The organism is Pseudomonas sp. FSL W7-0098, assembly GCF_005930585.1.
Taxonomy (GTDB): Bacteria; Pseudomonadota; Gammaproteobacteria; order Pseudomonadales; family Pseudomonadaceae; genus Aquipseudomonas; species Aquipseudomonas bubulae.
The window spans coordinates 44,005-69,626 of sequence record NZ_RXHW01000005.1; the positions used below are offsets into that span (position 1 = coordinate 44,005).

Genomic DNA, 25,622 nt, shown 5'->3' on the forward strand with positions numbered 1-25,622 from the left:
GTGTATTACCATTCATAAGCAATATATGATCGGGGCGCGTTTTCCTTTCCAATAACAAGAGCCAGCGCGTCATGAACCTGAACAAGGTCGATCTCAATCTGTTTATCGTCTTCGACGCCATCTATACCGAAGCCAACCTGACCCGCGCCGGGCAGATTATCGGCATCACCCAGCCAGCCGTGTCCAATGCCCTGGCGCGATTGCGCGAGAGCTTCAATGACCCGCTGTTCGTGCGCACCGCCCAGGGCATGGTGCCCACCCCCATGGCACAGAACATCATCAGCCCGGTGCGCAGTGCCCTGGCGCTGTTGCGTGTTTCGGTGCAGGAAAGCCGCACCTTCAACCCCCTGCAAGCCAACAAGACCTACCGCATCAGCATGACAGACCTGTCAGAAGCGGTGATTTTGCCGCCGCTATTCCAGCGGCTACGGCGTCAGGCGCCTTCGGTGGTGGTCGAGAGTTTTCTCTCTCATCGGCGTGAGACCACCAGTGATCTGGCTGCCGGGCGTCTGGATTTTGCGATAGATGCCCCCCTCAATACCGACCCGCAGGTACGCCATGTCAAATTGATGGAAGACCGTTACGTCTGCGCCATGCGCCAGGGCCACCCATCGGCCGGCAAGGCAACCCTGAGCCTGGATGAATACCTGGCGCTGACCCACATTCATATCTCGACCCGACGCAACGGCCTCGGCGAGGTCGACCTGGCCCTGGGCAAGATGGGCCTGCAGCGCAAGATCACCCTGCGCTCGCAGCATTACCTGATGGCCTCCAATGTGCTGCAGCAAACCGACATGGCAATGACCGTGCCCGAGCGTTTTGCCCGCCGCCATGGCCTGCACTTTGTAGCCTTGCCCCTCAATGAACTGCCCAATGTGGAAACCCATTTGTACTGGCACGAAAGTACCGAGCAAGACCCGGCCAATCGCTGGATGCGCGAGCAACTGATAGAGCTGTGCCAGCAACAACAGAAATTCGAAGCCGCAAGCCTGCTTGACGTATACGTCAACCAACCTTTAGTTTAGCAACACGATTTCTCCAGAGCCCGCCCATGAGCAGCCAGACGTACAGTATTTCCGACCTTGCCCGTGAACTTGACATCACCACCCGTGCCATTCGCTTTTATGAAGAGCAAGGCCTGCTCGCCCCTGAACGACGCGGTCAGGAGCGGGTGTATTCGGCGCGGGACAAAGTCAGCCTGAAACTGATTCTGCGCGGCAAGCGCATCGGCTTTTCGCTGGCCGAATGCCGCGAACTGATCGAGCTTTATGACCCCACCAGCGGCAACCAGAAACAGCTCAACAGCATGCTGGCCAAAATCGCCGAACGCCGCGAGCAGCTTGAGCAGCAGTTGCTGGATATCCAGCAGATGCAGCTGGAGCTCGATACCGCTGAAGAGCGGTGTCTCCAGGCGCTGGAACAGACCATAAAAAAACAGACGACTAACAGTCCCTCGCTCTGACTGACCGCCTGCGAACTCCAGCACACCCCCATCTGCCCCCTCTCCCTCCGGGAGAGGGCTGGGGTGAGGGTTGGGCAAGACCCCATTTCAACGGACACGGTGATCCCCATGACACTTCCAACCCATGTGCGGCTGATCGAAGTAGGCCCGCGCGACGGTCTGCAAAACGAGGCCCAACCCATCAGTGTCGCGGACAAGGTGCAACTGGTTGACGCTCTGACCGACGCCGGATTGGGCTATATCGAAGCCGGCAGCTTTGTCTCCCCCAAGTGGGTGCCGCAAATGGCCGGTTCGGCTGAAGTCTTCGCACAAATCCGCCGCAAGCCGGGCGTGGTCTACGGTGCGCTGGCACCGAACCTGCGTGGTTTTGAAGATGCCGTGGCCGCCGGGGTAAAGGAAGTCGCGGTATTTGCCGCCGCATCCGAAGCGTTCTCGCAACGCAATATCAATTGCTCGATCAGCGAAAGCCTGGCGCGCTTTGTGCCCATTATTGAAGCGGCCAGGCAGCACGGCATCAGCGTACGCGGCTATGTGTCCTGTGTGCTGGGCTGCCCTTATGAAGGCCAGGTCAGTGCGCAGCAGGTGGCACAGGTAGCGCAGGAGCTGTACGCCATGGGCTGTTACGAGGTGTCACTGGGCGACACCATCGGCACCGGTACACCGACAGCCACACGCATCCTGTTTGAGACGGTAGCGGCTTGCGTCCCGCGGGGAAAACTCGCCGGGCATTTCCACGATACCTACGGTCAGGCGCTGGTAAATATCTACGCCAGCCTGCAGGAAGGCATCGCGGTATTCGACAGCTCCATCGCCGGCCTCGGCGGTTGCCCCTATGCCAAGGGTGCCAGCGGTAACGTGGCCACGGAAGACGTGCTGTACATGCTCAACGGCATGGGCATCGAAACCGGGGTCGACATGGACAAGCTGTTACTGGCCGGCGCGCACATCTGCAAGGTGCTGGGTCGTGTTACCGGATCACGGGTGGCAAAGGCCCGCCAGGGCTAAAAAGTGTTCCGGGGTGTTACCTCGCCGCCACACAAACGAGTAACACGGAAACAAACCGGCCATGCCCAAGGCCGGTTTTTTATTGTCTTATTTTTCAAGTAGTTGATTTATAAGGGTTTTTAAAAGTTGGCACGGCTCCTGCTATCTCTATGGCATAACAAGAATAAAAACCGCAGCAACATAATAAAAACAATACGAAACGACTCTGACATAACAAAAACAACACGGCAGAGACGCAGCTAACAGATTTTTTTGGAGAAGGTTTACTTTTCCGAGGCGCCTAAAAACCACCTCGCAACCGGGCAGAGAAGAATAAAACTACCTTCAGGTAGCACCCGCACAGGTTGGATCACGGGTTTGATAGCCGGTGATAAAAGTGGATCAGCGCTCAAAAAAATACGTTTGCTCTTGACCCCGGATGGGGGTCGCACAAAAACGCAGCAAAAGGGCGAGTTCCAAAAACAACAATAGACCGCCCTTCAATAATAAAAAAAGAGCACGCAACGACATATTAAAGGGGAGCCTCGGCTCCCCTTTGTGCTGTCTGTGGTTTGATAATTTGCTTAACTGCATACCCTGTGGGAGCGAGCCTGCTCGCGATTCAGGCGCCGCGGTCTGTCTGGCAAATCGCGGTGATGCCATCGCGAGCAAGCCCGTTCCCACGGGTTTGGTCATTTCTGTTGGCACTCCTGAATACTGATCTCGCGCATTTTGAATTTCTGGATCTTGCCGGTCACGGTCATCGGGAATGCATCGACAAACTTGAAAAAACGCGGCGCTTTAAAGTGCGCAATCCGCGACTTGCACCAGGTTTGCAGCTCAAGCTCATTGGCCGTATGACCGGGATGAAACTTGATCCAGGCAACGATCTCTTCGCCATATTTGGCGTCAGGGATACCCACAACCTGCACGTCAGCCACTGCCGGGTGGGTAAAAAAGAACTCCTCCAGCTCCCGCGGGTAAATATTTTCTCCACCGCGAATAATCATGTCCTTGTTGCGCCCCACAATGCGTACATAGCCCTGCTCATCCATCTGCGCCAGGTCACCGGTATGCATCCAGCCGTCACCGTCGATGGCATCAGCGGTGGCCTGCGGGTTGTTCCAGTAACCGAGCATCACGCTGTAGCCACGGGTACACAACTCGCCAATCTCACCCCGGGCAACGGTGTTGCCCGCAGCATCGATCAACTTGCTCTCAAGTTTTGGCTGGGTACGCCCCACCGTGGTAACCCGCAATTCCAGTTCATCCGCAGGCCCCGTCTGTATCGATACCGGGCTGGTTTCGGTCATGCCATAGGCGATTTGTACTTCGCCCATATGCATTTCACTGATGACGCGGCGCATGATCTCGATCGGGCATGTGGCCCCGGCCATAATCCCCGTGCGCAGGCTCGACAGATCAAACGAGGCACGCTGCGGGTGGTCGAGCATGGCGATAAACATGGTCGGCACACCGTACAGCCCGGTGGCGCGCTCTTGCGCAACCGCTTGCAGCGTAAGGCCCGGGTCAAAGGCCTCCGCAGGGTAGATCATGGTAGTGCCATGGGTCACGCAACCCAGATTGCCCATCACCATGCCAAAGCAGTGATAAAGCGGCACGGGGATTACCAGACGGTCGCTGGCCGTCAGCCCCAGGCTTTCGCCTACCATATAGCCATTATTGAGAATGTTCTGATGGCTGAGGGTCGCACCCTTGGGGAAGCCCGTAGTGCCCGAGGTGTACTGGATATTGACCGGCTGGTCGACGTGCAGGCTGGCTTCGCGGCAGCGTAACTGCTCCGGTTCGACCTCGTCAGCCAACATGGCAAGGTGCGACCACGGCAAAAAACCTGCCGGCGGCTCAGCCGCGAGGCTGATGACCCCACGCAAATCGGCAAAGCGCACACAATCCAGCGCCCCGACCGATTGCTCCGCCAGCTCAGGGATCAACTCCTGGAGCATGGAGTGATAGTTGGACGTCTTGAACGCGCCCGCACACACCAACCATTGACACGCCGATTGCTTGAGTACGTATTCGAGTTCCGAGAGCCGGTATGCCGGGTTGATATTGACCAGAATCACGCCAATCTTGGCGCTGGCAAACTGGCTGATAAACCACTCGGCGCCATTAGGCGCCCACACCCCCAGCCGGTCCCCTGCCTGCAAACCCAAAGCCAGCAGTGCCCTGGCATGCAGGTCGACCTCCTCGGCCAATTGTGCCCATGTATAACGTTGCTGCTGATGGCGTACCACCAACGCCTCCCCCTGCGGGTAACGCGCAGCAGTCTGATCAAAAGCCTGGCCTATCGTCATCGCCAGCAGCGGCTTGTCCAGCGCACCCTGGCTGTAACTGGGGACGGATTGCAACTTCATGGCAACTCCTCTTGTGATTGTTTTGGGAGCATGAGCAAGGCGCGTACTGCACCGGCTCATTTGAAGAACAACAAATACTCTGGCCTAAGTTGACGTTAACGTAAAGGTCGTTGACAGTTAAAGGCGCCAAGTTTACGTTAACGTAAAGGTTATCAATGGCGACGCAGTAACCGCCTCCACAAGAACAATGAATATAGGTGCCCCATGAGCTACCCGACCCTGAACTTCGCCCTGGGCGAAACCATCGATATGCTGCGCGATCAGGTCCAGGCATTCGTCGCTGCCGAACTGGCGCCACGGGCGGCGCAAATCGACAAGGACAACCTGTTCCCGGCCGACATGTGGCGCAAGTTCGGTGACATGGGGTTGCTCGGCATCACCGTCTCAGAAGAGTACGGCGGCACCGGCCTGAGCTATCTGGCCCATGTGGTGGCCATGGAAGAAATCAGCCGCGGCTCGGCATCGGTGGCCCTGTCCTACGGCGCCCACTCCAATCTGTGCGTCAACCAGATCAACCGCAACGGCACCCACGAACAGAAACTCAAATACCTGCCCAAGCTGATCAGCGGCGAACACGTCGGTGCCCTGGCCATGAGCGAACCGAACGCCGGTTCCGATGTGGTTTCGATGAAACTGCGCGCCGACAGACGCGGCGACCACTTTGTCCTCAACGGCAGCAAAACCTGGATCACCAATGGCCCGGACGCCAGCACCTATGTGATCTATGCCAAGACCGACCTGGAGAAAGGCCCGCACGGAATCAGCGCATTTATCGTTGAGCGTGACTGGAAAGGCTTCAGCCGCAGTAGCCATTTCGACAAGCTTGGCATGCGCGGTTCCAACACCAGCGAGCTGTTTTTCGACGATGTCGAAGTGCCTGAAGAGAACCTGCTGGGCACCCTCAACGCCGGCGTAAAGGTCCTGATGAGCGGCCTGGACTACGAGCGTGTGGTGCTCTCGGGCGGCCCCACCGGGATCATGCAGGCGTGCATGGACCTGATCGTGCCGTACATTCACGACCGCAAGCAATTCGGCCAGAGCATCGGCGAATTTCAGTTGATCCAGGGCAAGGTGGCTGACATGTACACCCAGCTCAATGCCAGCCGTGCCTATCTGTATGCCGTGGCTGCCGCGTGCGAACGTGGCGAAACAACGCGCAAGGATGCCGCCGGCGTGATTTTGTACAGCGCCGAACGCGCCACGCAAATGGCCCTCGATGCCATTCAGATTCTCGGCGGCAACGGCTACATCAATGAATTCCCTGCCGGGCGCCTCCTGCGCGACGCCAAACTGTATGAAATCGGCGCTGGCACCAGCGAAATCCGACGCATGCTGATTGGTCGCGAACTCTTCAACGAAACCCGCTAAGGAGCGCAGGCATGTCCATCTTGCAGACGACAATCAACCCGCGCTCGGCCGAGTTCGGGCTTAACCGCGACGCCATGCTCAAACAGGTCGACGCCTTGCATGCCCTGCTAGCGCAGGTGCAACAAGGCGGTGGCGCCAAGGCGCAGGAGCGGCATACCTCGCGGGGCAAGTTGCTGCCTCGCGAACGGATTGACCGCCTTTTGGACAGCGGTTCGCCCTTCCTTGAATTGAGTCAGTTAGCGGCTTACAACGTGTACGGCGAAGACGTTCCGGCAGCCGGGATCATTGCCGGCATTGGTCGGGTCGAGGGCGTGGAGTGCATGATTGTCGCCAACGACGCGACGGTCAAAGGCGGTTCGTACTACCCCCTAACGGTCAAAAAACATCTGCGGGCGCAAACCATCGCCGAGCAGAACCGCTTGCCGTGCATTTATCTGGTGGACTCGGGCGGTGCCAACTTGCCGCGCCAGGACGAGGTGTTCCCGGACCGCGAGCACTTTGGACGGATCTTCTTCAACCAGGCCAACATGAGCGCAGCGGGTATCCCGCAAATTGCCGTGGTCATGGGCTCCTGTACCGCAGGCGGTGCCTATGTACCCGCCATGGCCGACGAAGCCATTATGGTGCGTCAACAGGCAACGATTTTTCTCGCTGGCCCGCCGCTGGTAAAGGCCGCCACGGGCGAAGTGGTCAGCGCCGAAGACCTCGGCGGGGCCGATGTGCACTGCAAGATTTCCGGGGTGGCCGACCACTATGCCGACAGCGACGAACACGCCCTGGCGCTGGCCCGGCGCAGCGTTGCCAACCTCAACTGGCGCAAGCTGGGCCAGTTGCAGCAGCGCACACCACAGGTACCGCTGTACGACCGTGATGAGCTGTACGGCATAGTCCCGGCTGATGCCAAGCAGCCTTTTGATGTACGCGAAGTGATTGCGCGGCTGGTGGATGGCTCGGTATTCGATGAGTTCAAGGCCCTGTTCGGTACCACGCTGGTGTGCGGCTTTGCCCATTTGCAGGGTTACCCGGTGGCGATTCTGGCCAACAACGGGATCCTGTTTGCCGAGGCCGCGCAAAAGGGCGCGCACTTTATCGAGCTGGCCTGTCAGCGCGGCATCCCCCTGGTTTTTTTGCAAAATATCACCGGCTTTATGGTCGGGCAGAAATACGAAGCCGGTGGGATTGCCAAACACGGTGCCAAATTGGTCACCGCCGTTGCGTGCGCCAGGGTGCCCAAATTCACCGTGATCATTGGCGGCAGCTTTGGCGCCGGCAACTACGGAATGTGCGGCCGCGCCTACGATCCACGCTTCTTGTGGATGTGGCCAAATGCCCGAATCGGCGTGATGGGTGCGGAGCAAGCCGCGGGTGTGCTGGTGCAGGTCAAGCGCGAACAGGCCGAGCGCAATGGCGTCGGGTTTACAGCCCGGGAAGAGGCCGAGATCAAGCAGCCGATCCTCGACCAGTACGAGCATCAAGGCCACCCCTACTACTCCAGCGCGCGCTTGTGGGATGACGGCGTGATCGATCCGGCGCAAACCCGAGAGGTTTTGGCCCTTGGCCTGTCGGCGGCCTTGAACGCCCCTGTCGAAGCCACCCGTTTCGGTGTGTTCCGGATGTAACCCCACAGCCTTTCAGGACTGACAAACATGATGGATTTCAACACCCTCGAACTGCACACCGATCCCCGGGGCTTTGCCACCCTGTGGTTGAGCCGCGAGCAGAAGAACAATGCATTCAATGCCGAGATGATTCGTGAGCTGATTCTGGCGCTGGAGGCCGTACAAGCCGACCCTGCCCTGCGTTTTCTGGTGCTGCGCGGGCGCGGCAAGCATTTCAGCGCCGGTGCCGATCTGGCCTGGATGCAGCAATCGGCCGAACTGGACTACCACACCAACCTTGACGACGCCCGCCACCTGGCCGAGCTGATGTACAACCTGGCCAAGCTGAAAATGCCCACCCTGGCCGTGGTCCAGGGCGCGGCCTATGGTGGTGCGCTGGGCCTGATCAGTGCCTGCGACATGGCTATCGGCGCCGAAGACGCGCAGTTCTGTCTGTCGGAAGTGCGTATCGGCCTGGCACCTGCGGTGATCAGCCCCTTCGTGGTGCAGGCCATCGGTGAGCGCGCTGCCCGGCGCTACGCCTTGACGGCTGAACGCTTCAGCGGCGAACGTGCCCGGGAACTGGGCTTGCTATCGGAGTGCTACCCGCTCGCCGAGCTTGAACAGCACATCGGCCTCTGGATTGACAACCTGCTGCTCAACAGCCCCCAGGCCATGCGCTCATGCAAGGACCTGTTGCGGGAAGTCAGCCACGGAGCACCGACCCTGGCTATTCGCCGTTACTGCGAAAACGCCATAGCTCGCATCCGCGTCAGCCCCGAAGGCCAGGAGGGCTTGCGCGCCTTTCTGCAAAAACGTGCCCCCAGCTGGCAAGCCGATCCATCGACCCTGGAGCCGCGTTCATGAGCGCCCCTATTCTGACATCCGTACTGGTTGCCAACCGTGGCGAAATCGCCTGCCGGGTAATGCGCACAGCCAGGGCCCTGGGCCTCACCACAGTAGCCGTCCACAGCGCGACCGATCGCGATGCGCGGCATTGCCGCGAAGCCGATATCTGCGTAGACCTGGGGGGCAGCAAAGCGGCCGACAGCTACCTGAAAATCGACAAGATCATTGCAGCCGCCAAGGCCAGTGGGGCCCAGGCCATTCATCCCGGTTATGGCTTTTTGTCGGAGAACGCAGGCTTTGCCCGTGCCATTGAAGCTGCCGGGCTGATATTTCTCGGCCCGCCCGCCAGTGCCATTGATGCCATGGGCAGCAAGTCCGCCGCCAAGACCCTGATGGAAGTGGCGGGCGTACCGCTGGTGCCGGGTTACCACGGCGAAGCCCAGGATCTGGAAACCTTTCGCCTCGCCGCAGAACGCATCGGCTATCCGGTGCTGCTCAAAGCCACGGCAGGTGGTGGTGGCAAGGGCATGAAGGTGGTCGAGGACGTCGCCCAGCTGGCAGAGGCGCTGGCCTCGGCACAGCGCGAAGCCCTGTCGTCCTTTGGCGATGCGCGCATGCTAGTGGAAAAGTACGTACTCAAGCCACGACATGTGGAAATCCAGATTTTTGCCGACCAGCACTGCAACTGCCTGTACCTCAATGAGCGCGACTGCTCGATTCAGCGCCGCCACCAGAAAGTCGTAGAGGAAGCGCCAGCACCGGGCCTGAGTGTCGAACAGCGTCAGGCAATGGGCGAGTCCGCCGTGCGTGCGGCCCAGGCCATCGGTTATGTGGGCGCGGGCACTGTAGAGTTCCTGCTGGATGCGCGAGGCGAGTTCTTCTTTATGGAGATGAATACCCGCCTGCAGGTTGAGCACCCGGTCACTGAAGCGATCACCGGCCTCGACCTGGTGGCCTGGCAAATCCGCGTGGCACGGGGTGAAACCCTGCCCATCAGCCAGGCTCAGGTCCCGTTGAACGGCCATGCCATAGAAGTGCGACTGTATGCAGAAGACCCGGGCCATGATTTCCTTCCGCAAACCGGCCGTCTTGAGGTGTATCGCGAGTCGGCCGCTGGCCCGGGCCGTCGCGTGGACAGCGGTGTCAGCGAGGGCGACGAAGTTTCACCGTTCTACGACCCGATGCTGGGCAAGCTGATTGCTTGGGGTGAAGACCGCGAGCAGGCACGTTTGCGCCTGATGGCCATGCTCGATGAATTCGCTATTGGCGGGCTGAAAACCAACCTTAATTTCTTGCGCCGCATTATCGGCCACCCTGCCTTCGCCGCAGCCGAACTCGATACCGGATTTATCCCACGCTACGAGGAAGAATTACTGCCTGCTGCCGAACCTTTGCCTACGGCATTCTGGTCTGCCGCTGCCCAGGCATTCAGCCAAAGCCAACCGCTACGGGTGCGCAACGATGACCCGGCATCGCCCTGGTCGGCAGCCAATGGCTTTCGTAGCGGCCTGCCGGCAAACACCTTGCTGGTTCTGGCCTGCAAGGGTGAACAGCAGGTTATCCACCTCAGTGGCAACACCACCACTTTACGCGATGAACACCTGCTCATCGAGCAGGACGGTGTACGCCGTCAGCACCTGGCCATCCGTCGGGGCGATGCGCTGTACCTGCGCTGGGACGGTGAACTGCACTGCGTGCGTCTGCACGATCCGATCAGCGCCGTGGACGCCAGTCACACGGCCCAGGGCGGCCTGACTGCACCGATGAACGGCAGCATCGTACGTGTGCTGGTCGAGGTTGGGCAAACCGTCGAGGCCGGTGCTCAGCTGGTGGTACTGGAAGCCATGAAAATGGAACACAGCCTGCGAGCCCCCCATGCAGGCGTGATCAAGGCGCTGTTTTTCCAGGAAGGTGAAATGGTCAGTGAGGGCTCGGCACTGGTCGAGCTGGAATGAGAAAAGGCGGGTACCGTGACCGGTATCCGCCTTTTCACTTGCAGCATGGACACACCGCTTCTAAAACTTGGCAGTGGCCTGTACCACCACGCCGATAATCCGGCAGTTTTCATCAAACAGGGTTTTCGGGTAGGTCGGATTGAGTGGCTTGAGGTAACGTTGCCCGCTTTCTTCGATCAACTGCCGGAAAGTCGTGGCATCGGATTCCGGCGTAAGAGCGATGACCATTTTGCCTGGCGTGGCCTCGATGTCCGGATCAACCAGAATCATCATCCCCTGCGCAATGCTGACCCCCACCGGGGCAGTCATTGCGTCTCCCGTGACCAGCAGCCAGAACGCAGCGCCCTTGGCGTAGTGATCACTCACTTCAAACAGCGTACCGGGCGGTGCATAACCGGGCAGCAGCTTTTCGCTGACGTGACCCGCCGCTACCCAGTCGCGCACCGGGTAGCGGAATGCCGATGTGATCTCGTAGGTGTATTCGTCAACCCCGGGCTTGTCGCCCGCCTCGTTGCGCTCACGAATCACCAGGGCGACCTCAAGGTGCTCCAGCCCAAGGGCGTGAAGTACGTTGTTCATCGTCGGCAAGTCGGGTTGACGGCGTTTATTGAGCCAATGGCCGACTCCGCCCTGGGAAGCCCCGACGCGTTCGGCTAGTTTTTCTTGCGTGAGTTTCAGCTCGCGCAATTTGGTTCTGACTAAAGCGATCCATTTATCCATCTGCCGAACAATACGGATTGAATTCGACGCAACAATACACGAATTGTATTATTTACTTATAAGACAAAAATACTTAATGTACTAATCTGCTTTAGCTGACTCGATCAACTCCTGAGACGCAGGTAAATCATGACTCCAATAACAAAAATCCCTTTCGAAACCGAGTCCGATGCCGGGCTTGAATCCATCAAGGACAGCATCGCGACCCAGCGTGCCCTCGACTATTATTTGAAACCTCCTGTTTCTCAACACGCTACGGGTAAGAAAATTTTCCAGGTCAGCGATGACGTGAGCCAGGAAGAAGCTCTGGTGCTGGCCTCGGATTACTTGCGCTGCGCAATTGCCAATGCGCAAAGCGCCAGCGAGCATCAGCAGGGCTCTCAACGGGATCTGCTGCTGAGCCTGCTGCTGCTTATGGAGCCATCCCGGCAATTGCTGGACAAGGCTATCGACATGCAACAACTGACTGCCCGCTGAAGTGAAAAGGCGCTGATTGCCTGCTGCGGGCACCAGCGCCCTGGCTATCACGCGTTCAGACGCTCCTGGGCGAGGCTGTCGGCAATGCGCGTGGTGTTCATGTCCTGCGCTTTAGCCCTTAGAAAGATCTGACGCAACGTCTCGCCAATGCCTTCAACGTGCTGGCGAACCTGCTCAGGCGTGCCACCGTTGTACTCGTAAGACACGTCAATAATGCCGCCCGCATTGATTGCGTAATCCGGTGCGTGCAAGCAACCCCGACGCCACAGTTCATCGGCATGGGAAGCCTTGGCCAATTGATTGTTGGCCGCACCGGCAATCACCGGTGCACGCAGTACCTGCAAGGTTTCATCGTTGATGATGGCACCCATGGCACAGGGCGAGAACACGTCGACATCGAGCCCGTAAATATCCAGTGCACTGACCGCATGGGCACCGAGTTCGTAGACAGCACGGCGCACATTGGCCTCCTGGATATCGTGAACCCACAGCTCGGCGCCCGCCTCCTTCAGGTGCCGGGCCAGGTTGTATCCCACCTGACCCAGCCCTTGAACGGCCACCCGCAGGCCCGTCAGGTCGTGGCGCCCCAAACGCTGCAACACTGCCTCACGCAGGCCAATAAAGACCCCTAGGGCGGTAGCCGGAGACGGGTCACCACTGCGCGTGCCACCGCCCAGTTGTTCGCGGGTGCCAGCACCCACCACGTGGCGGGTGCGCTGGCCCATGAGGGCCATTTCAGCAACCCCGGTGCCGGAGTCCGCCGCCGTGATGTAGCGTCCGCCCATGCTCTCGACAAAACCACCCATTGCCTGAAACAGCGCCTCGCTCTTGTCTTTGCGCGGGTCACCAATGATCACCGCCTTGCCGCCACCCAATGGCAACCCGGCCAGCGCCGACTTGTACGTCATGCCACGGGACAGGCGCAGCACATCGTTCAAGGCTTGCTGCTCGTCGGCATAGGGCCACATGCGGCAACCGCCCAGGGCTGGCCCCAGGCGCGTGTTGTGCACCGCAATAATGGCCTTGAGGCCCGTGGCCTTGTCATGACAGAACTGGACGTGTTCGTGGTGATCGAATTCGGGGTGGGTAAAAATCGGCATTGCGTTCTCTCTCTTGTTTTTAGCCAGAATGCGAGCCAGACCTTAAAGTCAGTCTGTGACCCGTGGCAAAAGAGTGAGGGTTTTACCTAGGATTTTTCTTTCTAAATTGCAGGAATTGTTCTGCTAATCTGCATGCATCATTCAAAAACAATAAGAAAACAGATCAATTCATGCAGATAAAGTTAAGCGCCATCGACCGCAAGATCCTTCGCCTGCTTCAGCACAATGCCGACCTGTCTGCCGCCGAGGTGGCGGAACGCGTGGAATTGTCGCAATCACCCTGCTGGCGGCGTATCCACCGTCTGCAAGAGGAAGGGCTGATCGAGCGCAAGGTCGCCCTGCTCAACCCGAAAAAACTCGGTCTCAATGTAGTGGTGTTCGTCAATGTGCGGCTGTCGGGCCACGGCCGTCGCCATCTGACCGAGTTTGAAGAGGCGATTACCGATTACCCCGAAGTGATCGAGTGCTACACCATGGCCGGGGACATGGACTACCTGCTCAAGGTGGTCACCCACGATATCGACAGCTACGAACGTTTTTTGCGCGATCACTTGCTGCAGAAACCACACGTACAGGAAGCCCACTCCAATATCGCCATGAGTGAGGTCAAACGCACCACGGAACTGTTACTCGATTAGGTCTGCAGGCCGCTGGATAGAGCATTGGGCCGGGGAGCGAAAAATTAATTTCGGAAAAGCGTGGGAAATAGCTTGATTTGCAAATGATAATGATTATTATTGCATGCAGCTGGTCGCGAGATCAGTCGATAATTCAAGGGACCTTAGGTCGGTCTTTTGAATTACCTCCTCATCAGGCTAATCACGGTTATTTGACCCGGCTTCTGGCCGGGTCTTTTTTTTGCGGCCAGTTATCTGGCTCTGCGTGCTTCAGGCTAATGAAGTCTGGTGTGCAGCCATTTTCTTGGGTGGCCGTCACGATAGGGTGATGATAGCAAAAGAACATCGAGAAACGGAAGCCTGAAGTCTAGGACTATAGCCGTAATGGCAATCTAGCACTTGAGAATCAATCGCAAAAACCCTACAATTGCGATGCGTCAAGGATGACGCCCCCCTTCGCTATTTCCTTCTTCCTCCCGCCTAAAATTCTGTATTGGCCTATCGCCATAGCACGGTACAGTAACGTCCACAATTATCAGATTTCGGGATTTGGACGATGACCGTGGCGCCCTCTTCACTTCATATCAGCAGCGACTTCGACAGCGGCAATATCCAGGTGCTGGATAGCAGCAACCCGTTGCAGGTAAAACTTGCCATCAAGCCGGACACCAAGAGCCCGCATTTTCAGTGGTTCCATTTCAAGGTCGATGGCCTGACACCCGGTCACACCCACCATTTCCAATTGAGCAACGCCAGCCAGTCTTCCTACAATAAAGCGTGGGATGGCTATCAGGCAGTGGCGTCTTACGATCAGGAAAACTGGTTCAGGGTACCGAGCGATTTCGACGGCACATCCCTGAATATTCATTTTGCAGCCGAGCAACCTCAGGCCTGGTTTGCCTACTTCGAACCCTACAGCCGCGCACGTCATGATCAGTTGATCAAAAATGCCCTGCAGTGGTCAGGTTGCGAGCTGCTGGCCACCGGCAAGAGCGTTGAAGGTCGCGACATCCAGTTGTTGCGCAAAGGTAGCGGCGCCAGCCACAAGCGCAAGATCTGGATCATCGCCCAGCAACATCCCGGCGAACATATGGCCGAATGGTTTATGGAAGGCCTGTTGGAGCGTCTGGAGCAAGGCAGCGACCCGCAAATGCGCAAGCTGCTGGACTACGCTGATCTTTACCTGATTCCCAACATGAACCCTGATGGCGCCTTCCACGGGCACCTGCGGACCAATGCCAACGGTCAGGACCTGAACCGCGCCTGGCAAAACACCAGCCCGCAGGTCAGCCCCGAAGTGTTTTTTGCCCTAGAGCAGATGAGCCAGTACGGCGTCGATCTCTTCCTCGACATTCATGGCGACGAAGAAATCCCCTATGTGTTTACCGCAGGCTGCGAAGGTAACCCGGGCTACACCCAGCGCCTGGCAACTCTGGAAGAACGCTTTCGCACGCATCTCAGCGCCCTGACCAAAGATTTCCAGACCACCCACGGCTACACCCGCGACGAACCCGGGCAAGCCAATATGACCCTGGCCTGCAACAGCGTTGGCCAACGCTTCGACTGCCTGTCGCTGACCCTGGAGATGCCGTTCAAGGACAACAACGATGCGCCGGACCCGCAGACCGGCTGGGATGGCAAGCGTTCTAAGCAATTGGCCAAGGACGTGCTGACCACCCTTTCGACGATGGTCAGAGAGCTGCGTTAAAAGCGGCATAAGCAGTACCGGGCCCGACCAAGGGCCCTTTACCGCTGACTGGCCAGAGCCCAGGTGCATCACGTTTTGCGCTCATAACCCGCCGACAAATCCTCGGCCCCAAGCCGATAAATCGCTATCATGCGCGACACTTTTTGTCCTGCTTACGAGTCCCGACCCTGCATATGGATACCCTCGCTAAACTGCGCGCTGGCCAACTGGCGGGCCTCAAACGTCTTGATCTGTCGTGCGGGCTGACCGAGTTTCCGGCCGAGATATTCCAGTTGGCCGACACCTTGGAAATCCTCAACCTCAGCGGCAACGCCCTGAGCAGCCTGCCCGCTGACCTGCATCGCCTGACCCGGTTACGCATCCTGTTTTGCTCGGACAATCAATTCACCGAGCTGCCGGTTTGTCTTGGGCAGTGTGCGCAATTGAGCATGATTGGTTTCAAGGCCAACCGGATCGCCAACGTACCCGGTGCGGCACTGCCTCCTTTACTGCGCTGGCTGATCCTGACCGACAATTGCATCGAGCAACTGCCCGAAGAGCTGGGCCAGCGGCCACTGCTGCAAAAGCTGATGCTGGCCGGTAACCGCTTGCAGCAACTGCCCGCCAGTCTGGCCAAGTGCGAGCGTCTGGAGCTGATCCGTCTGGCTGCCAACCAGTTCAGCGAACTGCCCGACACCCTGCTGGCCTTGCCGGGCCTGAGCTGGCTGGCGTATGCCGGCAACCCGCTGCGTGAAGATGCCAGCACCCGGCACCAGCCCGACACCACGCCAAATATTGACTGGTCGCAGCTCGAGCTTGAGCAAAAGCTGGGCGAAGGCGCCTCCGGGATCATTTATCAGGCGCAGTGGCGCGCACCGGGGCAATCCCTGCAACCGGTGGCGGTCAAACTGTACAAGGGCAGCATCACCAGTGATGGCTCGCCGCTCAATGAAATGAATGCCTGCATCGCGGCAGGCCAGCATCCAAACCTGATCAAGGTACTGGGCCGCGTCACGGGTCATCCCGACGATCAGGCCGCATTGGTGATGGAACTGATCGACCCGTCCTTTATCAATCTCGCGGCCCTGCCCAGCTTCGACACCTGTAGCCGCGACGTGTATGCCGACAGCACCCGTTTCACCCGCGACAGCGCCTTGCGCATTGCCCGCGGTATTGCCTCGGCGGCCGGCCACCTGCACGCGCAGGGCATCTGCCATGGCGACTTGTACGCGCACAATATTTTATTCAATGCCCGGGGTGACTGCCTGCTGGGCGATTTCGGTGCCGCGTGCTTCCATGCCCTGGACGACAGCCCGCAAAGCCGGGCGCTGCAACGCATCGAAGTGCGAGCGTTCGGGATTTTACTGGGCGAATTGCTGGAGCGGATCGACTCGGGCTTGAGCGATCAACAGCGCATTGAGCTGCAAGGGTTGCAACAGCGCTGTATTCAGCCAGAGGTACTGGCACGGCCGGGATTTGCCGAGGTTATACGGGCATTAGAGTAAGTCCTGTAGCAGCTGCCTTCGTTCCTCGGCAGCTGCTACGGGATAGGCTCGATGGCTTACGCCAACGCTACAAACATGTCCTGCACGTCGTCCTGCTCTTCCAGCTTGGCCAGAAACTCTTGTACTTCGGCCATTTGCTCATCCGTCAAACCGCTTACCGGGTTCTTCGGCTGGTAGCCCAGCTTGGCTGAAACCACGGTAAAACCTTGCTCGGGCAATGCTTTCTGTACAGCGTCGAGGTCAGTCGGCTCGGTGATGAACAAGGTCGTGCCTTCTTCTTCGCCTTCTTCGAAATCCTGGGCACCGGCTTCAATCGCGGCCATTTCAGGGTCTGCGTCCGGGGTATCAGGCTTGGCCTCGATCATGCCGACATGATTGAAGTCCCACGCCACCGAACCCGAAGCGCCCAGTTGGCCCTTGCGGAAGGCCACGCGGATTTCAGCGACGGTACGGTTGATGTTGTCCGTCAGGCACTCAATGATCAGCGGCACCTGGTGGGGAGCGAAACCCTCGTAGGTAACGCGGTGGTATTGCACGGCCTCGGTGCCGATACCGGCGCCCTTGTTGATCGCGCGCTTGATGGTGTCAGCCGGCATCGAGGCTTTTTTGGCCTGCTCATAGACCAGACGCAAGTGCGAGTTCATGTCCGGGTCGGCGCCGTTGCGCGCAGCAACCGTCAATTCCTTGGCCAGCTTGCCAAAAATCTTGCCGCGGCTGTTGGCGGCGTCCGCTTTATGTTTAACCTTCCACTGTGCGCCCATTACTCACTCTCTCAATCTGGTGTGTCGCAGCCTGTCGGCCGTCGAATGGGCGCAAGTTTATACGGCAAGAAGTCGGCAATCGACCAAAAAATCCAATTGATACCTGCTTAACCCTTGTCAGCCTTGCCCGCCGCCGCGGCAAATCTGGCCAGGCGCACATCCAGATGCCGAGGCCGGCGACCATGATCTTCGGCCCGTTCCTTGCGCCGAATGGCGTTGCGCACCATCAGCGACCCCAGGTAACGAATGGGTTCGGGCGGGAAATACCCCAACGGTCCATTGACCAGCGGCGAGCGGGTCCAGTCATTGGCCAGCCCCAACACCAGCGAGGCGAGAATCTGCCCGCCCATATGGCAAGGCCCCACGCCGCTGCCCGAATAACCAAAGCCATAAAACACATTGCCGTTGCTGCTCATCTGACCAAAAAACGGCAAACCGGTGACAGAGCGGTCTGAAGGACCATTCCATGTCGCCTCGATCCCAACCCCGGCAAACGCCGGAAAGAACTGCTCCAGGCTTTTGCCCAGCAGCCCGGCGTAGGGCGACGGCTGATCGAACACAGGCAGCATGCGCCCGCCGTAGGCGAAGGTATTGCCACCCTTGCCCAACATGATTCGTCCGTCCGGGGTGTTGTGGTAGTAGTGCACGAATATTCTCGAATCGAGCACGGTGACACCACTGGTCAGGCCGATGTCCTGCAGCAGGTCCGGGCGCGGCTCGGTGATCAGCATGTCGCTGGAGACAATCGCCACACTGCGCTCGAACTGCGGGAATGCCCGGGCCATCCAGGCATTCATCGCGAGCACCACGCGGTCAGCACGAATGCTTCCGCCAGGCGTGCGGATAAGCGCCGGCGCGCCCTCTTCCAGCCCGGTCATTGGCGTGTTTTCGTGGATTTTAACCCCCAGCTGCAAGGCCACCCGACGCAAACCACGCACCAGTTTGCCAGGCTGTACGCTGGCAGCAGCGGGAGAAAACCAGCCCTCCAGATGCTGGGCAGAACCGGCCCGGCGCTGCACTTCATCAACCGCCAGCTTGCTGAACGAGTTGATGGCCTGGCGCTCCAGCGCAGCAATCACGCCATCCGTCGATCCGATCTGGGCCTGATTGGTCGCGGTGTATAACGTGCCATCGAGGCGGTAATCAGCCTCCACACCATAGCGCTCACAAAATGCACCGATTGCGTAAATGCTCTGTTCCGAGGCTTTGACCAGCCGCACGGCCTCCTCCACCCCGAACAACCGCTCAAGGGTGAAGTACTTGGCCGACCATGACAGCGCACAGCCACCGTTGCGCCCGCTGGCACCTGCGCCGCATATATCGGCTTCAATCAGCACTACATCCAGTTCAGGGCTTTGCTCCTTGAGCATGATCGCCGTCCATAACCCGGTATAACCGCCCCCCACAATGCACACCTGGGCACGGGTTTCACCCGCCAGCGCCTCGCAGGGTGCTTCATTTTCCAGGGCCAGTGCCTGTTCCAGCCAAAAAGGTCGCATGGGTCATTCTCCTGCTCAGGTGCGTAAAGGCTTGATCAGCAATGGATGATTGGGCACAAACGGGCACGCGGCTTTGAGCCCCGCAGGTCGGCTGTTCCAGTGCGGAATCAGCACCAGCGAGGAAAACAGCGCGCAGCAGGCAAATACGATAAACACCGTGACCGTGTCGAAATAACCGGGCAGCAGGCCGCCCAGAATCGCCCCGACCGAGCCGCAGCCATTGACGAACCCCGCCGCCGTGGCTCCGGCCTTGGCGGTGCCAAAATCAATGGCTGCAGCGCCGCTGATCATGGAGTCAGGCCCATACAGAGTCAGGCCCATGACAAACAGCAAGGCCACCACCAGCACCACGCTGCCGGAATGCAGTGCACCCATGAAAAACGCCAGGGAAACGGTCAGCGCCAACAGGCTCAAAATGCAGGCGGGCATGCGCCGGGCACCGAACAGCTTGTCGGAGGCCAGGCCGATCATGATCGGCCCCAGCAAACCCGCCAACTCAAAGGCCGTAGGAATAATCGCGGCGCCGACCTTGCCCACTTGCGGCATTTGCTCGAACACAATCACCGGCCCCCACAGCAGAATCGCGTAGCGTGCCGGCTTGAGCATGAAGTACGCCAGACCCAGGGTCAGCACCGTGCGATTGCGCATGATCTCGCGCAACGGTGCCCAAACGCTGATGCGCTTTTCGGCAGCGATTTCATCGGCGCTCATTGGCGGCTCGGGCTCAACCGCCGGCAGGCCGACATCTTGCGGCGTATTGCGCTGGAAGATAAAGAACAGCACCGCCACCAGCGCCACCACCGCCGCGCTGGAAATAAACGCCGCATGCCAGCTGCCGATCAGCGTATACGCCCACCACCCGGCAAAGGGTGAGGCCACCAGCCCGCCAAAGGCGTAGCACGAACTCCACAGTCCCAGCACCCGACCACGTTGCTGCGCCGGGAAAAAGCTGCCGATGTTTTTGCACAGCCCCGACCAGCCGGTGGATTGCGCCAGACCCTGGATCAGCATGCAGGTGGCAAAGATCGGCAAGGTGGCGTAAGTGCCCATCACCAACGCCGCCAGTGCAGAGATGATCAAGCCGCCCAGCACCACAACCCGCGGGCCGAAGCGATCGGCGAGAATGCCCCAGGTAAATTGTCCTACGGCGTAGGCTGCCAGGTAGATGGCATCGAGGTTGGCCATTGCCATCTTGTCCAGATGGAAGCCGGGATCATCAGCAATCCCCAGTTTAGCCACGGAAAAGGCTTTACGAGTGAAGTAAAAGGCCGCGTAGGCCAGCCAGGTGATGGCAAAAATCTGCACGCGCCAGCGCTTGATGGTGGCAAAGGAGTTGTTCATGTCGGGTCTGACCTCAGAGGTGGAATGTGCCGGCAGAATCAGAAGAGAACGCCTGTTTTTTTATTGTGTTGAGCACTTCAATACCGCCCTTCAGACAAGAGCCGTATTTGACAGACACACCCTGAACGGCCCGTTTTTTGTTGGAGTTAGGGGCTGCACATCAGTGTGTCGCGACCCACCGTTATCGAGGACATAACGCCGGGCTGAGGTCGATCAAAGCAATTACTGACTAATAGGTAAAATCGATTTATCGTATTTCACTCATAAGCTCAGCTTGTAAGAGGTTTTTCAATGTCAGTTTCCCATGCGCAGTTGAAGGCCTTTCATGCCGTCGCCGTTCACGGCAGTTTCACACGGGCTGCCGAACGTCTGTTTTTAAGCCAGCCGGCCATCTCCGATCAGGTCAGAAAACTTGAAGAACGCTTCGGGGTGTTGCTGTTCCACCGCAACAAGCGCTCGGTGCGCCTTACCGACCTGGGTGAGCGGTTGCTGAGCATCACCCAGCGCCTGTTCGGGGTACAGGCCGAGGCCCAGGAGTTACTGCAGGACTCCCAGGCCCTGCAAACCGGCAGCCTGATCCTGGCGGTTGACGCCCCTGTTCATGTGTTGCCGCAAATCGCCCGCTTTTGCCAGCGCTACCCCGGGATCACGGTAAAAATCGAAACAGGCAACACCGACGAATGTCTGGCGCGGCTGTTCAACTACCAGGCAGACCTGGCCCTGCTGGGGCGCGATGTGAATGATGACCGGCTGCTGAGCGTGCCCTTGCGCAGCGACCCGATGGTGGCGTTTGTAGCACGCACGCACCCTTGGGCAAGCCGCCGTTCGATCTGCCTGGCCGACCTGGATGACACACCGCTGGTATTGCGCGAAGTCGGTTCGGTAACCCGGCAAACCCTGGAAGAAGAAATGAGCCAGGCCGGCCTGCGTATCCGCGCCGCGATCCAGGTAGAGGGTCGTGAAGCGGCGCGTGAAGCAGTGGTGGTCGGGATTGGCGTGGGGGTGGTGTCGGCGGCGGAGTTTGGCTCGGACTCCCGGGTGTGCGCCCTGCCCATCATCGACTGCAAAAGGCGCCTGACCGAAACCTTGGTGTGCCTGCAGGAGCAGAGCTCACGGCGGGTAGTGGCAACGTTTCTGGAGATTGTGCGGGCAGACCTGTAACACACCATTCGTAGCAGCTGCTACGCGTGTTATTCCCGCACAAATCACACCGCCAGCTCCATAAACGCCTTGATCAACCGCAACTCGGCCCGCCGTTCCATGCAGCCGAGCATATGCAGATTGACCAGCCCCGCGCCGTTGATCGGTACCGCACGCACGCGGGGGTCATGACTGACTTCCACCGACGACACAATGCCCACACCCAACTGCGCAGCGACGGCTTCGGTCACCGCCTCCCGGCTGTCCAGTTCCAGTAATACCCGTGGATTGACTCCAGCCTGCTCACAGGCATTGTCGAAAGTGCGACGGGTAATCGAGGTTGGTTCACGCAGCACCATGATCACCTGATCCAGTTGCCCGATCGCGATGCCATCAGGCAAGGCCAGCCACGGGTGGTTGGCGGGAACCAGCGCACAAATCCGCGACTCGTTCAGCGCACGCAAGGCCAGGCCCTTGCGCGGCTCCACTTCAGTCAGCACCGCCACATCGGCATGCTCCGACAGCAACGCCGCCAAGGTTTCCTGAGCGTTGCCCAGGCGCAAATTCACGGTAACCCCCGGATAACGTGCGCGCAGGCTTGCCAGCATCGGCATCACCAGATGCGGACCATCGGCCGCCACCTCAAGTCGCCCGGTGAGCAACTGGCGGTTGGCCTCCAGCATGACCTGCGCTTCATCCACCAAACCGAACATGGCCCGGGTGATGGCCGCCAGCTTGGTGCCTTCTTCAGTCAACTCCACCCGCCGCGCCGTACGCCGCAGCAAGGTGATCTGGTAGTGCTCCTCAAGCGCCTTGATATGCCCGGTCACCGCCGGCTGGCTGATAAACAGCCGGGCCGCAGCCCGGGTAAAACTGCCCTCGCGGGCCACGGCATCAAACGCACGGAGCTGGAATAAATTCATTTATAAGCCTCACTGATGGCAGGCATAACAACAAACAATTTGATTGATATCAACACAAACTGCAATTTATGTCCTGTACCAAGTAGCCATCCCATGCTTGTGAGGAATTCAGAATGAGTACTGCCGCGCCGATCCTGCTGACCCCTGGCCCACTGACCACCTCGGCGCGTACCCGCCAGGCGATGATGGTTGACTGGGGCTCATGGGATGACAGCTTCAACCAGTTGACTGCCAGCCTGTGCCAGCAACTGCTGGCCATTATCAACGGCGCCGACAGCCATCACTGCGTGCCCCTGCAAGGCAGCGGCACCTTTGCCGTCGAAGCCGCCATCGGCACCCTGGTACCCCGGGATGGCAATGTACTGGTGCTGATCAACGGTGCGTACGGCAAACGCCTGGCGAAAATCTGCGAAGTGCTGGACCGTCGCTACAGCACCTTTGAAACCGCTGAAGACGAGCCCACCACGGCGGCAGACGTCGACCGCCTGCTGCATGCAGACCCGAGCATCACCCACGTGGCGTTGATCCACTGCGAAACCAGCACCGGCATCCTTAACCCGCTGCCCGACATTGCCGCAGTGATCGCTCAGCACGGCAAACGCCTGATCATCGATGCCATGAGTTCCTTCGGTGCCCTGCCGATCGATGCCCGGCAAGTCCCTTTTGATGCATTGATCGCTGCCTCCGGCAAATGCCTCGAAGGTGTGCCCGGCATGGGCTTTGTATTCGCCCGCAAAGAAGCCCTGGGCAATGCCGCCGGTAACAGCCATTCACTGGCAATGGACCTGCACGATCAGCACGTTTACATGAGCAAAACCGGACAATGGCGCTTTACCCCGCCGACCCATGTGGTAGCCGCCCTGCACGAGGCACTGCTGCAATACAACGAAGAAGGCGGCTTGCCTGCCCGCCATCAGCGTTACGCCAACAACTGCCAGGCCCTGCTCGACGGCATGGCCAAACTGGGCATTAGCAGTTTTCTGCCCGAGGCTATCCAGGCGCCGATTATCGTCACCTTCCATGCGCCAAAAGACCCCCGCTATCAGTTCAAGGAGTTCTACGAGCGGGTCAAGGCCAAGGGTTTCATCCTGTATCCGGGCAAATTGACCCAGGTTGAGACTTTTCGTGTGGGCTGCATCGGCCACGTCAATCAGGCCGAGATGCAGGCAGCCGTAGACGCCATAGGCCAGGTGCTGCAGGAAATGGAAGTCTTCGATATTTGATGGTGCAGGAACAGGCTAGAACAACCCTATTTACTTCGTGCGGCACAGCCCGCTCTTACAGGATTAACAGACATGAACTACACCAACCCGAGCAAGCTGCAAGCCGCCATCCTCGACTGGGCCGGCACCGTGGTCGATTTCGGCTCGTTCGCCCCAACCCAGATTTTTGTCGAAGCCTTTGCCGAGTTTGACGTGCAGGTGTCCATCGAAGAAGCTCGCGGGCCGATGGGCATGGGCAAGTGGGACCACATTCGTACCCTGTGTGATCAGCCGCAGATAACCGAGCGCTATAAAAAAGTGTTTGGCCGTGCACCGACCGACGATGACGTCACCGCGATTTATGAGCGCTTTATGCCGCTGCAGATCGAAAAGATCGCCGAGCATTCGGCCCTGATTCCCGGCGCACTGGACACCATTGCCCAACTGCGTGAGCAAGGTATCAAGATCGGTTCCTGCTCGGGCTACCCCGCGCAGGTCATGGCCAAAGTGGTTGAACTGGCCGCCACCAATGGCTATGTGGCCGACCACGTCGTGGCCACCGATGAAGTCCCTAACGGTCGCCCCTGGCCGGCCCAGGCACTGGCCAACGTGATCGCGCTGGGCATTGATGATGTGGGTGCCTGCGTCAAGATCGACGACACCGTACCGGGCATTCTTGAAGGTCGCCGCGCCGGCATGTGGACCGTGGCGCTGGTGTGCTCGGGCAACGCCCTGGGCCTGACCTGGGAACAATACAAGGCACTGGCCCCGGCAACCCTGGACAGCGAACGCAACCGCATTCACGCCCTGTTCGCCGGCTCTCGCCCCCACTATCTGATCGACACCATCAGCGACCTGCCCGCAGTGATTAGCGATATCAACCAGCGCCTGGCCAAGGGCGAGATGCCACAGAGCAGCTGATAGCTGCAGGTTGATAGCTGCAAGCTGCAAGCTGCAAGTTTCTGACTTGCGGCTTGCGACTGCTGTAGTCCTAGCGCTCTACCCACCCGGCAAACTGATCGATAAATTTCTGCAAAAACGGTCGGGTTTTATCCGACAGTTTACCGGATGCATCAAACGCATCACCGGCTCCTCCCAGATAAGCCTCAGGCTGCTGCATGCACGGCACATCGAGAAACACCAGCGACTGGCGCAAGTGATGGTTAGCCCCAAAGCCACCAATGGCCCCAGGCGAAACGCTGATCACCGCGCCCGGCTTGCCACTGAACACACTCTGCCCATAGGGCCGCGAACCGACATCAATGGCGTTTTTCAACACCCCTGGCACCGAGCGGTTGTACTCGGGGGTCACAAACAGGATGGCATCGGCCGGGCGGATCTGATCGCGAAAAACCGTGTATGGCGCAGGTGGCGACGCACCATCAATGTCTTCGTTGTAAAGCGCCAGCTCACCGATTTCGACAATAAACAGTTTCAGGCTTGGCGGAGCCAGCTCTGCCAGAGCCTGAGCCACTTTTCGATTGAGGGAATCCTTCCTCAAACTGCCAACCAACACTGCAACGCTGTAGACCTTGCTCATGGAAAACCCCGAGTCAGTAGCTGTAGGAAGAGTAGTTATAGATGATCGGACGGCTTTCTTGCACCCCAGTTCACCCTATCGGCCTGCAAGCCTGTAAAGTAGGGGGACTATTTTTTTCACATGGTTAAACTTCCCCTGCTGAACAACGGTCTACAGAACCGCAAATTGGGTGTTTATCTCCAGAGGTTCTCTACAAATGGCGGCAGTTCTCGTTGGACAATTTCATGCAAGAGATGCGGAAGGTCGCGTCTATTCCGTGCATGAGTTTGAAGATTCACAAGCAACCGGCGATCAACCCGTAATGACCTACAAACTGGCCATTGGCGATCGTGTCAAAAAGAACGATGACAACAACTTCGAGCTGGTGCAGTCGGGTGTCATCCTGGTTCGCGACCCGTCGCCCGTCGTCGCAGCCTGACCTGCCACTCAGGGCGTACAGGTTGAAGTCAAAGGATGAGAGACGGATCAGGCTTCGCAACGCTGAAACCTCATCTGCCGGGCACTGGTGTCCGGCCTCAT

General features: G+C 58.8%; 23 protein-coding genes. 15 read left to right on the forward strand and 8 right to left on the reverse strand.

The annotated features are described in order from the left end of the window. Positions 1 to 71: 71 nt before the first annotated feature. The 3 genes from FHL07_RS10550 (at position 72) to FHL07_RS10560 (ending at position 2,467) form a co-directional block, all read left to right on the forward strand. The gene (locus FHL07_RS10550) at positions 72 to 1,025 is read left to right on the forward strand and encodes a LysR family transcriptional regulator (RefSeq protein ID WP_095001673.1); all 954 of its coding nucleotides are present in this window, start codon (positions 72 to 74) and stop codon (positions 1,023 to 1,025) included. A gap of 26 nt (positions 1,026 to 1,051) precedes the next feature. Next, on the forward strand, positions 1,052 to 1,462 hold the full coding sequence (locus tag FHL07_RS10555) for a MerR family transcriptional regulator (protein ID WP_095001674.1): 411 nt from the start codon (positions 1,052 to 1,054) through the stop codon (positions 1,460 to 1,462). 108 nt (positions 1,463 to 1,570) lie between these two features. After that, positions 1,571 to 2,467 carry a hydroxymethylglutaryl-CoA lyase gene (locus FHL07_RS10560; protein ID WP_138738443.1) on the forward strand — a complete coding sequence of 299 codons (897 nt, stop codon included), beginning with the start codon at positions 1,571 to 1,573 and terminating at the stop codon, positions 2,465 to 2,467. A gap of 671 nt (positions 2,468 to 3,138) precedes the next feature. Here the strand turns inward: FHL07_RS10560 and FHL07_RS10565 are convergent. Beyond that, positions 3,139 to 4,821, reverse strand: coding sequence for an AMP-binding protein (locus tag FHL07_RS10565; RefSeq protein WP_138738444.1), 1,683 nt, complete (start codon positions 4,819 to 4,821; stop codon positions 3,139 to 3,141). Positions 4,822 to 5,025: 204 nt separating this feature from the next. Here FHL07_RS10565 and FHL07_RS10570 point away from each other — a divergent pair, with 204 nt between their 5' ends. From FHL07_RS10570 to FHL07_RS10585, 4 genes are read left to right on the forward strand one after another with little or no spacing between them, the layout of a single operon-like run. Then, entirely contained in the window at positions 5,026 to 6,189 is a 1,164-nt protein-coding gene (locus FHL07_RS10570) for an isovaleryl-CoA dehydrogenase (protein WP_095001677.1), read from the forward strand. Positions 6,190 to 6,200: 11 nt separating this feature from the next. After that, a complete protein-coding gene (locus FHL07_RS10575; protein WP_095001678.1) occupies positions 6,201 to 7,808 on the forward strand; it encodes a carboxyl transferase domain-containing protein in 1,608 nt (535 codons plus the stop codon). A 27-nt stretch (positions 7,809 to 7,835) separates the two neighbouring features. Then, complete coding sequence (locus FHL07_RS10580) at positions 7,836 to 8,654, forward strand: gamma-carboxygeranoyl-CoA hydratase (protein ID WP_095019306.1); 819 nt, start codon at positions 7,836 to 7,838, stop codon at positions 8,652 to 8,654. Then, complete coding sequence (locus FHL07_RS10585) at positions 8,651 to 10,591, forward strand: acetyl/propionyl/methylcrotonyl-CoA carboxylase subunit alpha (RefSeq protein ID WP_138738445.1); 1,941 nt, start codon at positions 8,651 to 8,653, stop codon at positions 10,589 to 10,591. Before FHL07_RS10580 ends, FHL07_RS10585 begins: the two co-directional genes overlap by 4 nt. 60 nt (positions 10,592 to 10,651) lie before the next feature. Here the strand turns inward: FHL07_RS10585 and FHL07_RS10590 are convergent, their stop codons facing one another. Continuing rightward, positions 10,652 to 11,311, reverse strand: a complete 660-nt coding sequence (locus FHL07_RS10590) for a LexA family protein (protein ID WP_095001681.1) — start codon at positions 11,309 to 11,311, stop codon at positions 10,652 to 10,654. 129 nt (positions 11,312 to 11,440) lie between these two features. Here FHL07_RS10590 and FHL07_RS10595 point away from each other — a divergent pair, with 129 nt between their 5' ends. Further along, the gene (locus FHL07_RS10595; RefSeq protein WP_095001682.1) at positions 11,441 to 11,788 is read left to right on the forward strand and encodes a DUF6124 family protein; all 348 of its coding nucleotides are present in this window, start codon (positions 11,441 to 11,443) and stop codon (positions 11,786 to 11,788) included. A 47-nt stretch (positions 11,789 to 11,835) separates the two neighbouring features. On the opposite strand, the gene FHL07_RS10600 is transcribed toward FHL07_RS10595, so the two are convergent. Then, positions 11,836 to 12,888: a Glu/Leu/Phe/Val dehydrogenase dimerization domain-containing protein gene (locus tag FHL07_RS10600; protein WP_138738446.1), complete on the reverse strand. Its 1,053-nt coding sequence runs from the start codon at positions 12,886 to 12,888 to the stop codon at positions 11,836 to 11,838. A gap of 170 nt (positions 12,889 to 13,058) precedes the next feature. Between FHL07_RS10600 and FHL07_RS10605 the strand changes: the two genes are divergently transcribed. From FHL07_RS10605 to FHL07_RS10615, 3 genes are all read left to right on the forward strand, one after another. Beyond that, the gene (locus FHL07_RS10605; protein ID WP_095001684.1) at positions 13,059 to 13,526 is read left to right on the forward strand and encodes an Lrp/AsnC family transcriptional regulator; all 468 of its coding nucleotides are present in this window, start codon (positions 13,059 to 13,061) and stop codon (positions 13,524 to 13,526) included. A 535-nt stretch (positions 13,527 to 14,061) separates the two neighbouring features. Then, the gene (locus FHL07_RS10610) at positions 14,062 to 15,213 is read left to right on the forward strand and encodes a M14 family metallopeptidase (RefSeq protein WP_138738447.1); all 1,152 of its coding nucleotides are present in this window, start codon (positions 14,062 to 14,064) and stop codon (positions 15,211 to 15,213) included. A gap of 173 nt (positions 15,214 to 15,386) precedes the next feature. Continuing rightward, complete coding sequence (locus FHL07_RS10615; protein WP_138738448.1) at positions 15,387 to 16,697, forward strand: protein kinase; 1,311 nt, start codon at positions 15,387 to 15,389, stop codon at positions 16,695 to 16,697. Between the two features lie 56 nt (positions 16,698 to 16,753). Here the strand turns inward: FHL07_RS10615 and FHL07_RS10620 are convergent, their stop codons facing one another. From FHL07_RS10620 to FHL07_RS10630, 3 genes are all read right to left on the reverse strand, one after another. Further along, positions 16,754 to 17,458 (reverse strand): YebC/PmpR family DNA-binding transcriptional regulator, encoded by a 705-nt coding sequence (locus tag FHL07_RS10620; RefSeq protein ID WP_016782338.1) that lies wholly within the window; start codon positions 17,456 to 17,458, stop codon positions 16,754 to 16,756. 107 nt (positions 17,459 to 17,565) lie between these two features. After that, positions 17,566 to 18,957 (reverse strand): FAD-dependent oxidoreductase, encoded by a 1,392-nt coding sequence (locus tag FHL07_RS10625; protein WP_138738449.1) that lies wholly within the window; start codon positions 18,955 to 18,957, stop codon positions 17,566 to 17,568. A gap of 15 nt (positions 18,958 to 18,972) precedes the next feature. Continuing rightward, entirely contained in the window at positions 18,973 to 20,298 is a 1,326-nt protein-coding gene (locus FHL07_RS10630; RefSeq protein ID WP_095019312.1) for an MFS transporter, read from the reverse strand. 291 nt (positions 20,299 to 20,589) lie between these two features. Between FHL07_RS10630 and FHL07_RS10635 the strand changes: the two genes are divergently transcribed. Then, positions 20,590 to 21,459, forward strand: coding sequence for a LysR substrate-binding domain-containing protein (locus FHL07_RS10635; protein ID WP_095001689.1), 870 nt, complete (start codon positions 20,590 to 20,592; stop codon positions 21,457 to 21,459). Positions 21,460 to 21,503: 44 nt separating this feature from the next. On the opposite strand, the gene FHL07_RS10640 is transcribed toward FHL07_RS10635, so the two are convergent. Further along, complete coding sequence (locus FHL07_RS10640; RefSeq protein WP_095001690.1) at positions 21,504 to 22,361, reverse strand: LysR substrate-binding domain-containing protein; 858 nt, start codon at positions 22,359 to 22,361, stop codon at positions 21,504 to 21,506. A gap of 113 nt (positions 22,362 to 22,474) precedes the next feature. On the opposite strand from FHL07_RS10640, the gene FHL07_RS10645 reads away from it, so the two are divergent. Beyond that, complete coding sequence (locus FHL07_RS10645) at positions 22,475 to 23,584, forward strand: 2-aminoethylphosphonate--pyruvate transaminase (protein WP_095001691.1); 1,110 nt, start codon at positions 22,475 to 22,477, stop codon at positions 23,582 to 23,584. Between the two features lie 72 nt (positions 23,585 to 23,656). After that, on the forward strand, positions 23,657 to 24,484 hold the full coding sequence (phnX, locus tag FHL07_RS10650) for a phosphonoacetaldehyde hydrolase (RefSeq protein ID WP_095001692.1): 828 nt from the start codon (positions 23,657 to 23,659) through the stop codon (positions 24,482 to 24,484). Positions 24,485 to 24,554: 70 nt separating this feature from the next. Here the strand turns inward: phnX and FHL07_RS10655 are convergent, their stop codons facing one another. Next, positions 24,555 to 25,103 carry an NADPH-dependent FMN reductase gene (locus FHL07_RS10655; protein WP_095001693.1) on the reverse strand — a complete coding sequence of 183 codons (549 nt, stop codon included), beginning with the start codon at positions 25,101 to 25,103 and terminating at the stop codon, positions 24,555 to 24,557. Positions 25,104 to 25,299: 196 nt separating this feature from the next. On the opposite strand from FHL07_RS10655, the gene FHL07_RS10660 reads away from it, so the two are divergent. Further along, entirely contained in the window at positions 25,300 to 25,521 is a 222-nt protein-coding gene (locus FHL07_RS10660) for a hypothetical protein (protein WP_095001694.1), read from the forward strand. Positions 25,522 to 25,622: the final 101 nt, after the last annotated feature.

Coding starts and splice junctions, on each gene's coding strand:
- FHL07_RS10550 (WP_095001673.1), top strand. CDS start 72: ATGAACCTGAACAAGGTCGATCTCAATCTGTTTATCGTCTTCGACGCC.
- FHL07_RS10555 (WP_095001674.1), top strand. CDS start 1,052: ATGAGCAGCCAGACGTACAGTATTTCCGACCTTGCCCGTGAACTTGAC.
- FHL07_RS10560 (WP_138738443.1), top strand. CDS start 1,571: ATGACACTTCCAACCCATGTGCGGCTGATCGAAGTAGGCCCGCGCGAC.
- FHL07_RS10565 (WP_138738444.1), bottom strand. CDS start 4,821: ATGAAGTTGCAATCCGTCCCCAGTTACAGCCAGGGTGCGCTGGACAAG.
- FHL07_RS10570 (WP_095001677.1), top strand. CDS start 5,026: ATGAGCTACCCGACCCTGAACTTCGCCCTGGGCGAAACCATCGATATG.
- FHL07_RS10575 (WP_095001678.1), top strand. CDS start 6,201: ATGTCCATCTTGCAGACGACAATCAACCCGCGCTCGGCCGAGTTCGGG.
- FHL07_RS10580 (WP_095019306.1), top strand. CDS start 7,836: ATGATGGATTTCAACACCCTCGAACTGCACACCGATCCCCGGGGCTTT.
- FHL07_RS10585 (WP_138738445.1), top strand. CDS start 8,651: ATGAGCGCCCCTATTCTGACATCCGTACTGGTTGCCAACCGTGGCGAA.
- FHL07_RS10590 (WP_095001681.1), bottom strand. CDS start 11,311: ATGGATAAATGGATCGCTTTAGTCAGAACCAAATTGCGCGAGCTGAAA.
- FHL07_RS10595 (WP_095001682.1), top strand. CDS start 11,441: ATGACTCCAATAACAAAAATCCCTTTCGAAACCGAGTCCGATGCCGGG.
- FHL07_RS10600 (WP_138738446.1), bottom strand. CDS start 12,888: ATGCCGATTTTTACCCACCCCGAATTCGATCACCACGAACACGTCCAG.
- FHL07_RS10605 (WP_095001684.1), top strand. CDS start 13,059: ATGCAGATAAAGTTAAGCGCCATCGACCGCAAGATCCTTCGCCTGCTT.
- FHL07_RS10610 (WP_138738447.1), top strand. CDS start 14,062: ATGACCGTGGCGCCCTCTTCACTTCATATCAGCAGCGACTTCGACAGC.
- FHL07_RS10615 (WP_138738448.1), top strand. CDS start 15,387: ATGGATACCCTCGCTAAACTGCGCGCTGGCCAACTGGCGGGCCTCAAA.
- FHL07_RS10620 (WP_016782338.1), bottom strand. CDS start 17,458: ATGGGCGCACAGTGGAAGGTTAAACATAAAGCGGACGCCGCCAACAGC.
- FHL07_RS10625 (WP_138738449.1), bottom strand. CDS start 18,957: ATGCGACCTTTTTGGCTGGAACAGGCACTGGCCCTGGAAAATGAAGCA.
- FHL07_RS10630 (WP_095019312.1), bottom strand. CDS start 20,298: ATGAACAACTCCTTTGCCACCATCAAGCGCTGGCGCGTGCAGATTTTT.
- FHL07_RS10635 (WP_095001689.1), top strand. CDS start 20,590: ATGTCAGTTTCCCATGCGCAGTTGAAGGCCTTTCATGCCGTCGCCGTT.
- FHL07_RS10640 (WP_095001690.1), bottom strand. CDS start 22,361: ATGAATTTATTCCAGCTCCGTGCGTTTGATGCCGTGGCCCGCGAGGGC.
- FHL07_RS10645 (WP_095001691.1), top strand. CDS start 22,475: ATGAGTACTGCCGCGCCGATCCTGCTGACCCCTGGCCCACTGACCACC.
- phnX (WP_095001692.1), top strand. CDS start 23,657: ATGAACTACACCAACCCGAGCAAGCTGCAAGCCGCCATCCTCGACTGG.
- FHL07_RS10655 (WP_095001693.1), bottom strand. CDS start 25,103: ATGAGCAAGGTCTACAGCGTTGCAGTGTTGGTTGGCAGTTTGAGGAAG.
- FHL07_RS10660 (WP_095001694.1), top strand. CDS start 25,300: ATGGCGGCAGTTCTCGTTGGACAATTTCATGCAAGAGATGCGGAAGGT.